At 61.6% G+C, this 10060-nt stretch carries 1 protein-coding gene; it reads left to right on the plus strand.

The features are described 5' to 3' along the window. Positions 1-10060, plus strand: a 10060-nt coding sequence (locus tag XALGPE39_RS00360; RefSeq protein ID WP_052689942.1) for a non-ribosomal peptide synthetase, incomplete at both ends; no start/stop codon positions are given.

Raw genomic sequence — 10060 nt, forward strand, 5'->3', positions numbered from 1 at the left:
CAAGTTCGATCTGGAGTTCTCGCTCAACGAGCAGCAGGACCGCATCGTCGGCAGCCTGGGGTATGCCACGGCGCTGTTCGAGCGCAGTACGATCGAACGCCATCTGGCCCAGTTCGTGACCCTGTTGCAGGGTATGGTCGCCGACGACCACGCCCGTGTCGCGCAACTGCCGCTGTTGCCTGCGGACGAGCGCACGCAATTGCAGCGCTTCACCGTCACCGAGACCGCACCGCTCGCACCTGCCACCTGCATCCACCACCTGTTCGAGGCGCAGGTACGGCGCACACCCGATGCCATCGCGCTGCGCGAAGGACAACGCCTGCTGCGCTACGCCGAACTGGAGGCCCGTGCCAACCAACTCGCCCAGCGTCTGCGTCGCTCTGGCGTTGGTCTAGAGAGCAGGGTCGCGTTGTACTTGCCGCGCGGCATTGACCAAGTGGTCGCGGTGCTCGCCACGCTCAAAGCGGGCGCGGCGTATGTGCCGCTGGATCCGGAATTGCCCAGCGAACGTCTGGCCTTTCTGCTGGAAGACAGTCGTCCACGCGCAGTGCTGACCTGCACCGATCTGCAGGATCGTCTGCCAGCCAGTCGCGCCATGTTGCGCGTGAGCGTGTTGACCCTGGACGACAGCACGGAGAAGCACACCGATGATCCCGGCGCACCGGATGTGCCGGGCCTGTGTCCGGACAATCTGGCCTACGTCATCTACACCTCCGGTTCCACCGGCCAACCCAAGGGCACCTTGCTCACGCATGCGGGTGCGGCGCATTACCTGCAATGGGCTATCGAACACTATCGACCGCAGCCCAGCGCAGTGGTGTCCTCGTCGCTGTCCTTCGACGCGACCTTGACCAGCCTGCTCGCCCCGTTGCTGTGTGGGGCGCAGGTCGAACTGCTGCCCGAGTACGACACGCTCGACGCCTTACGGCAACGTCTGTGCGATCCGACCCCGTTGGGGTTGGTCAAGCTCACCCCGGCGCATCTGGAAGTGTTGGGTCAGCAATTGACCGATCAGCAAACACCGCTGAGCCCTGCGGTCATGGTGATCGGCGGCGAAGCACTGCCGCCCGCCACGCTGGCCCGTTGGCAAGCCCTCGCACCGCACACCCGTCTGATCAACGAATACGGCCCGACCGAGACGGTGGTCGGCTGCGTAGTCCACACCACGACTGCTGACGATGCACACGCGCCCAACGGGCGTGTGCCGATCGGTCAACCGATTGCGCATCTTCGCCTGTACGTGCTCGATGCGCATGGACAACACGCACCGATTGGCGTGGCCGGTCATCTGCATATTGCGGGGCCGCAGTTAGCACGTGGATATCTCGGCCGTGCGGATCTGACCGCCGAACGCTTCATCCCCGATCCGTTCGCCGAGCAGCCAGGCGCACGCATGTATCGCAGCGGCGATGTCGCCTGCTGGCGCGCCGACGGCACGCTGGAGTATTTGGGTCGCAACGACGATCAAGTCAAACTGCGCGGGTTCCGCATCGAACTGGGCGAAATCGCCGCCGCGTTGCGTGCCTGCACGGGCGTGCAAGATGCGGCGGTGTTGCTGCGTGAGGACACTCCGGGCGAGCCACGATTGGTTGCCTATGTGGTGGGCGAGGTCGAGCGGATAGACGCCGAGAGCCTACGCAGCGATTTGGTCAATCGCCTGCCCGAGGTGATGCTGCCGACGGCCTATGTGTGTCTCGAGACCTTGCCACTCACCGCCAACGGCAAGTTGGATCGCAAGGCATTGCCGGCACCAGATGGTGCGGCCTATGCGGCCAGTGCCTATGAAGCACCGCAAGGTGAGATCGAACAAGTCATTGCGGCAATCTGGCGTGAACTGCTGGGTCTGGAGAGCATCGGGCGGCACGATAACTTCTTCGCGCTCGGTGGACATTCGTTGTTGGCGGTGCGGGTCGCCTCTCGCCTGCGCAAGGAATTGGGTGTGGAGATCGGGGTGGCCGAGTTGTTTGTGCACGCCACGCTCCAGCAGCTTGCCGCGTGTGTGGCCTCTTCGTCCGCTGCGATCTTGCCACCGATCCTGCCATTGCAGCCGGATGCGCCGCGTGTGCTGTCGTTTGCACAGCAACGGCTCTGGTTCCTGTCGCAGTTCGAGGGTGTCAGTCAGGCGTATCACATCAGTGGCGGGCTAAGGTTGCGTGGTGTGTTGGATGCGCAGGCGTTGCAACGTGCGTTGGATCGCATCGTGGCCCGACATGCGTCGCTGCGCACGACATTCGCGCTGGTCGATGGACAGGCGTTGCAGCACATCGCTGATGAAGAAAGCGGCTTCCATCTGATCGCCCACAATCTGTGTGGTGTAGCTGATGGTGAGGTGGCGCTGCAGCAACTGTTAGTCGAAGAAGCGCAAGCGCCATTTGCGTTGGAGCAAGGCCCACTCATCCGTGGCCGGCTGATAAGACTTGCCAACGACGAATCCGTCCTCTTCGTCACGATGCACCACATCGTCTCGGATGGGTGGTCGATGGGGATCTTGATCAACGAGCTGAGCGTGTTGTATCGGGCGTTTGCATGTGGCGAAGCCGATCCGCTGCCACCGTTGCCAATTCAGTACGCCGACTATGCAAGTTGGCAGCGGCAGTGGTTGAAGGGCAATGTACTTGAGCAACAGGCTACGTATTGGCGCGAGACGCTATCTGGTGCGCCGGTGTTGCTTGAACTGCCCACGGATCGTCCGCGTCCAGCGCGTCAGGACCATGCCGGTGCGATGTTGCAGGTGATCGTGGAGCCGCAACAGGCACAAGCGTTGAAGGCGCTGAGCCAGCGCCATGGCCTGACGCTATATATGACCCTGCTGGCGAGTTGGGCGTTGCTGCTATCGCGTCTATCCGGCCAAGACGATGTGGTGATCGGCAGTCCGGTGGCAAATCGCGGGAGATCAGAGACCGAAGGACTGATCGGTTTCTTCGTCAATACGCTGGCGTTGCGAGTGGAGTTGTCCGGCTCGCCGACGTTGGCGCAACTGCTGGCCTTGGTGAAGAACCGCACACTGCAAGCGCAGGCACATCAGGATATCCCGTTCGAGCAGGTGGTCGAACTGCTGCAACCGCCACGCAGTCTGGCGCATGCGCCGCTGTTCCAAGTGATGTTTGCTTGGCAGAACACGCCGCAGGGGGAGTTGGATCTTGGCGAGCTCGATGCCAGCGGATTGGGCGTTGCGCAGACAAGCGCGCAGTTCGACCTGTCGCTGTCATTGACGGAGAGTGAGGAGGGGATCGTCGGCAGTCTGGCCTATGCCACGGCATTGTTCGAGCGTTCGACGCTGGAGCGGTGGATGGGCCATTGGCGGCATCTGTTGGATGCGATGGTCGCCGAGGGTGCCGAACATCAGGCAGTAGATCGTCTTCCGTTGCTGGACGATGCCGAGCGCTATCAGTTGCTGACGCAGTGGAATGCAACGGCAGCAGATTATCCGCGCGATGCCTGTGTACATGAATTGTTCGAGGCACAGGTGGCACATGATCCATCGGCCATCGCGGTAGTGCAGGGTGAGGTGGCCCTGACGTATGGCGAGTTGAACGCGCGTGCCAACCGTCTGGCGCATTACCTGCGTGAGTTGGGCGTGCGCCCGGATGATCGTGTGGCGATCTGTGTGCAGCGTAGTGTGGAGATGGTGATTGCGGTGGTTGCTGTATTGAAGGCGGGCGGTGCGTATGTACCGCTGGACCCAGCCTATCCACCGGAGCGGCTGGCCTATATGCAGTCAGATTGTGGCGCGGTGGTGATGTTGACGGATACCGTCAGCCGCCACTTGGTCGAGCATCCGGCTGCTTCGACAGTGGTCGTCGATCTGCAAGCCGACGGCCAGCGCTGGGCACACCTGCCCGACAGTAATCCGGATCGCACCGCCGTTGGTCTGACCTCGGGGCATCTGGCGTATGTGATCTACACGTCCGGATCGACCGGTATGCCGAAGGGCGCGATGAATGAACATCGTGGGGTCGTCAATCGTCTCGTGTGGATGCAAGAGGCCTATACGCTGGATCGATCCGAGGTTGTTTTACAAAAAACACCGATGAGCTTCGATGTCTCGGTCTGGGAACTGTTCTGGTCGCTGCTGAGCGGTGCGCGGATGCAGTTGACCGAATCAGAAGGCCATAAAGATCCGGTGTATCTGAAGGCGTTGATCCGCGATACGCAAGTCACCACGCTGCATTTCGTGCCGTCGATGCTGCGGGCATTTGTCGAGCATGGCGATGATGATCCGTGTACTGGGGTCAGGCGGGTTATTTGTAGTGGCGAAGCCTTGCCGGCAGCGCTTGCAGAACGCGCCCAGGCGGTTTTTCCATCAGCTGAGATTTTCAACCTTTATGGACCGACAGAAGCAGCAGTGGATGTCACGGCCTGGCGTTACTGCGCCGAGTCGGAAAACACTGGGATCCTGCCGATTGGTCGCCCGATTGCGAACACGCAGATCTATATCCTCGATGTACAAGGCGCACCGGTTCCGATTGGGGTGGTGGACGAGTTGTACATTGGCGGAGATGGCGTGGGGCGTGGTTATCTAAATCACGACGATTTGACTGCCGCGCGCTTCCTCATGGATCCATTCAGTGCCGATCCGACGGCACGGATGTATCGCACCGGCGATCTTGGTCGCTGGCGTGCCGATGGCACGCTTGAGTTTGTCGGACGCAACGATCACCAGGTCAAGATCCGTGGTTTCCGAATCGAGTTGGGCGAGATCGAGGCGCGGTTGAGTGCGCATGCGGATGTGCGCGAGTGCGTTGTCATTGCGCTTGATGATCTGGCGCGTACCGACAAACGACTGGTGGCGTATTGGGTCGGTGCCGAGGATGTGACGCCCGAGAGCATCGGTCCAGAGGTTTTGCGCAGTTGGCTGTCGGGTGCACTACCGGATTACATGCTCCCAGCTGCTTATGTGCAGTTGGATCGCCTGCCGCTGACCCCGAACGGCAAGTTGGATCGCAACGCATTGCCTGCACCGGATGGCACCGCCTATGCGATACATGCGTATGAGGCACCGCAAGGCGAGGTCGAGCAGGCCATCGCCGCGATTTGGTGTGATCTGCTGGGTCTGGACACGATAGGTAGGCACGACAACTTCTTCGCCCTCGGCGGGCATTCGCTGTTGGCAATCAGTTTGATCGAACGCCTGCGTCGGCAGGGCTGGCAGTTGCAAGTGCGTGCATTGTTCAGCGCCCCCACGCTGGCCGACTTGGCCAACACCCTCACCGCCGTATCCACGCTCAGCATCCCGCCCAACCGCATCGCATCCGATTGCACGCGCATCACGCCAGAGTTGCTGCCGCTGGTCGAACTCAGCCAGACCGAGATCGATGCCGCCGTGGCCACCGTCGACGGCGGCACCGCCAACGTGCAGGACATCTATCCGCTGGCGCCACTGCAAGAGGGTCTGCTGTTCCATCACCTGGCCAGCCCCGAAGGCGATGCCTATCTCAACATCAGCGTACTGACCTTCGACAGCCGCACGCACCTGGATGCCTTCGTCGCGGCGTTGCAAGCGGTCATCGCTCGTCACGACATCCTGCGTACCGGCTTCGTCTGGCAGGGATTGCGTACGCCGGTGCAAGTGGTCTGGCGGCATGCGCCGCTGCCGTTGCAAACACACGTCATCGAAGATCCCAATGTCTTGGACGCGCTGCGCGAACGCATGGACCCCAGCCGCTTCCGTCTGGATGTCAGCCGTGCACCGCTGATCCATGCCCACCTCGTCGAAGATCCCGCGCACGCACGCTGGCTGCTCGGCCTGCATAGCCATCACCTGATGATGGATCACACGACACTGGAGCTGTTGGTCGAGGAAGTGCAGGCGCATCTGCATGGACAGCAGGCGCAATTGCCGGCGCCGCTGCCGTTCCGCAACTTCGTCGCCCACGCACGCCTGGGGGTGAGCGAGGCCGAACACCGCGCCTTCTTCACCCAGCACCTGGGCGATCTGGAGACGCCCACCGCTCCGTTCGACCTGTGGGACGTGCGCGGCACCGGTGCCGACATCGAACAGACGTTGCAGCCGCTGCCCGACGTCCTGTCCAGCGCGGTGCGCCAGCATGCACGCCAACTCGGCGTCAGTCCCTCCAGCCTGTTCCATCTGGCCTGCGCACTGGTGTTGGCGCAAGCCAGCGGCCAAGACGATGTTGTATTCGGCACGACCTTGTTCGGCCGCATGCAGGGTGGCAGCGGCGCCGACCGCGTCCTGGGCATGTTCCTCAACACGCTCCCGATCCGCCTGCGACGCGATGGACGCAGCGTCGCCGAAGCAATCCGCCAGACCCAGCAACAACTGGCGCAATTGCTCCATCACGAACACGCTCCATTGGCATTGGCGCAACGCTGTAGCAGCATCGCGCCGCCGACGCCGCTGTTCACCGCATTGCTCAACTATCGCTATGTTGGCGGCAGCGCGGTGCAGACACCCAGCGAGCCAACGCAACAGCCGCACGACTGGCACGGCCTGGAAATGCTGGCGGGACTGGATCGCAACAACTATCCGCTGACGATCTCGATCGATGACATCACGGCAACCGGAGGTTTCGCGGTAGAGGTGAAGGTGAACCGGCACATCGGCACCGAGCGGGTCATCGCATTGATGCAACAAAGCATGCAGGTATTGATCCAGGCGTTGGAGCAGGCGCCGGACACAGCCCTGTACGCACTGTCGCTGTTGCCTACCGACGAACGCGCGCAATTGCAGCGCTTCACCGTCACTGAGACCGCGCCGCTGGCTCCGGCCACCTGCATCCATCGCTTGTTCGAAGCGCAGGTGCAACGCACGCCCGATGCCATCGCGGTGCGCGAGGGTACGCACACCCTGCGCTATGCCGAACTGGATGCGCGCGCCAATCGGCTTGCTCAGCGTCTGCGTCGTGCTGGCGTTGGCCTGGAGAGTCGGGTCGCGTTGTATCTGCCGCGCGGCATTGACCAAGTGGTCGCGGTGCTCGCCACGCTCAAGGCCGGCGCGGCGTATGTGCCGTTGGATTCGGAACTGCCCAGCGAACGTCTGGCCTTCCTGCTGGAAGACAGTCGCCCACGTGCAGTGCTGACCTGCACCGATCTGCAGGATCGTCTGCCGGCCAGCCGCGCCATGTTGCGCGTGAGCGTGCTGACCCTGGACGACAACACGGACACACAACACGATGATCCCGGCGCGCCAGATGTTCCCGGCCTGTGTCCGGACAATCTGGCCTACGTCATCTACACCTCCGGCTCCACCGGCCAACCCAAGGGCACCTTGCTCACCCATGCGGGTGCGACGCATTACTTGCAGTACGCCATCGACACCTATCGACCGCAGCCCAGCGCCGTGGTGTCCTCGTCGCTGTCCTTCGACGCCACCTTGACGAGTCTGCTTGCTCCGCTGCTGTGCGGTGCGCAGGTCGAACTGCTACCCGAACACGATACCCTGGATGCCCTGCGGCAACGTCTGTGCGATCCGACCCCGTTGGGGTTGGTCAAACTCACCCCGGCGCATCTGGAAGTGTTGGGTCAGCAATTGACCGATCAGCAAACACCGCTGAGCCCTGCGGTCATGGTGATCGGTGGCGAGGCGCTACCGCCGGCCACGCTGGCCCGTTGGCAAGCCCTCGCACCGCACACCCGTCTGATCAACGAATACGGCCCGACCGAGACCGTGGTCGGCTGCGCGGTCCACACCACCGCCGCCGACGATGCACATGCCTCCAACGGGCGTGTGCCGATCGGCAAGCCAATCGCGCATCTGCGTCTGTACGTGCTCGATGCCCACGGGCAACCCGCGCCGATGGGCGTGGCCGGCGAATTGCACATCGCCGGGCCGCAACTGGCGCGCGGATATCTCGGTCGTGCGGACCTGACCGCCGAACGCTTCATCCCCGATCCATTCGCCGAGCAGCCAGGCGCACGCATGTACCGCAGCGGCGATGTCGCCTGCTGGCGCGCCGATGGCACATTGGAGTATCTCGGCCGCAACGACGATCAAGTCAAACTGCGCGGGTTCCGCATCGAACTGGGCGAAATCGCCGCCGCGTTGCATGCCTGCGCGGGCGTGCAGGATGCGACGGTGTTGCTGCGCGAGGATGTTCCGGGCGAACCACGATTAGTGGCCTATGTGGTCGGCGATGCCGACGCGTACAGCACCGAGAACCTGCGCAGTGAATTGGCTAATCGCCTGCCCGAGGTAATGCTGCCGACGGCCTATGTGCACCTGGAAGCACTCCCGCTGACCGCCAACGGCAAGCTGGATCGCAAGGCATTGCCTGCGCCGGATGGCGCGGCCTATGCCGCGCGTGCGTATGAAGCGCCGCAGGGAGCGATCGAGCAGGCCATTGCCGCGATCTGGAGTGACATCTTAGGTCTGGAAACCATCGGACGGCACGATAACTTCTTCGCTCTCGGGGGACATTCGCTACTAGCGGTGTCGCTGACCAAGCACATGCGCCAGCAGGGCCTGCAAGCCGACTTGCGCACCTTGTTTGCCAACCCGACGCTGGCGGCACTGGCCGCGTCGAGTGGTGCCATATCGGTCAGCGTTCCGCCCAATCTTATTAAACCTGATACGGAGATAATCACGCCTGAGCTGCTGCCGCTGGTGACACTTACTCAGGAGCAGATCGATAGCATCGTTGCGATGACACCGGGTGGCACGCCTAATATTCAGGACATTTATCCACTGGCCCCATTGCAGGAAGGTATTTTCTTTCATCATCTGCTGCAGCGCGAAGGCGATACCTATCTGCTATCGAACCTGATCGCGTTCGACAGCCGTTCACTTCTGGATAGTTTTGTCGATGCCTTGCAATGTGTGATCGATCGTCACGACATCCTGCGCACGGCGATTGCCTGGGAAGGGCTTGCCGCACCAGTGCAGGTCGTGTGGCGCCACGCGTCGCTGGTAATCGAGGATATTTGTCTGGCGCAAACTGATGGCAATGCTGCCGCACAGTTGCAGTCGCGCTTCGATCCGCAGCATTGGCGTCTGGATATGCGCAAGGCACCGCTGATATGCGGCTTTGCGGCACAGGATGTAGTCAGCGGCCGCTGGCTACTGCAGCTACTCAGTCATCACCTTGTACTTGATCAAACCACGCTGCAGATCGTGCTGGAAGAAGTTAGATGCCATTTATGCGGTAAAGCTGCCAGCTTGCCGGCGGCTCTACCATTCCGCAATTTTGTGGCGCAGGCGCTACTTGGCGTAAGTCGCGAGGAGCACGAGGCGTATTTCCGGACGATGCTCGGTAATGTCGATGAGCCCTGTGCACCATTTGGCGTGATCAATGTACAAGGCGATGGATCGGACTTGGAAGAAGCACGGCTTGAGCTGCCAGATTGGTTGTCAGCAGCGTTGCGCAACCATGCGCGGGCGCTCGGCGTGAGTGCAGCCAGCTTGTTCCATCTTGCGTGGGCGCAAGTGGTGGCGCGGGCGACAGGACGTGAACGTGTTGTGCTCGGAACGATTTTGTTTGGTCGCATGCAAGGCGTCGCGGGAGGCGATCAGGCGGTTGGTTTGCTCCTCAATACCTTGCCGCTGCGTATCGAGATTGACGGGACGAGCGTGCTAGAAAGTGTACATGTGGTGCAGCAGCGTCTTGCCGCGTTATTGCGGCACGAACATGCGCCGCTTTCGCTGGCGCAGCGCTGCAGCGATGTTCCAGCACCGGCACCTTTGTTTACCTCGCTACTCAACTATCGGCATAGCGTCCAGATAAAAGATGCTGCCGATTTTTTGACCTTGGAGGGGATTGAGATCCTGCAGCATAATAGGCGGACGAGTTATCCGCTCATGGCATCTATCGACGATGTTGGGCCTGGCTTTGTACTGACGGTACAGTCACAGCGGACACTTTTTCCGGAGCGCATATGTGCGTTTCTGTTAAAGGCGCTGGAAGTGCTTGTCGATGCACTTATCCATGCCCCGCAGATGGCGGTGCGCGATCTTGATGTTCTGCCCGAGGCCGAGCGTCATCAGCTATTGACGCAATGGAATGCAACAGCGGTGGATTATCCACGTGATGCCTGTGTACATGAATTGTTCGAGATGCAGGTAGCACGTGCGCCTTCGGCAATCGCAGTTGTACAGGGTGAGCGA

Source organism: Xanthomonas sp. GPE 39 (genome assembly GCF_000963005.1).
Classification (GTDB): Bacteria; Pseudomonadota; Gammaproteobacteria; order Xanthomonadales; family Xanthomonadaceae; genus Xanthomonas_A.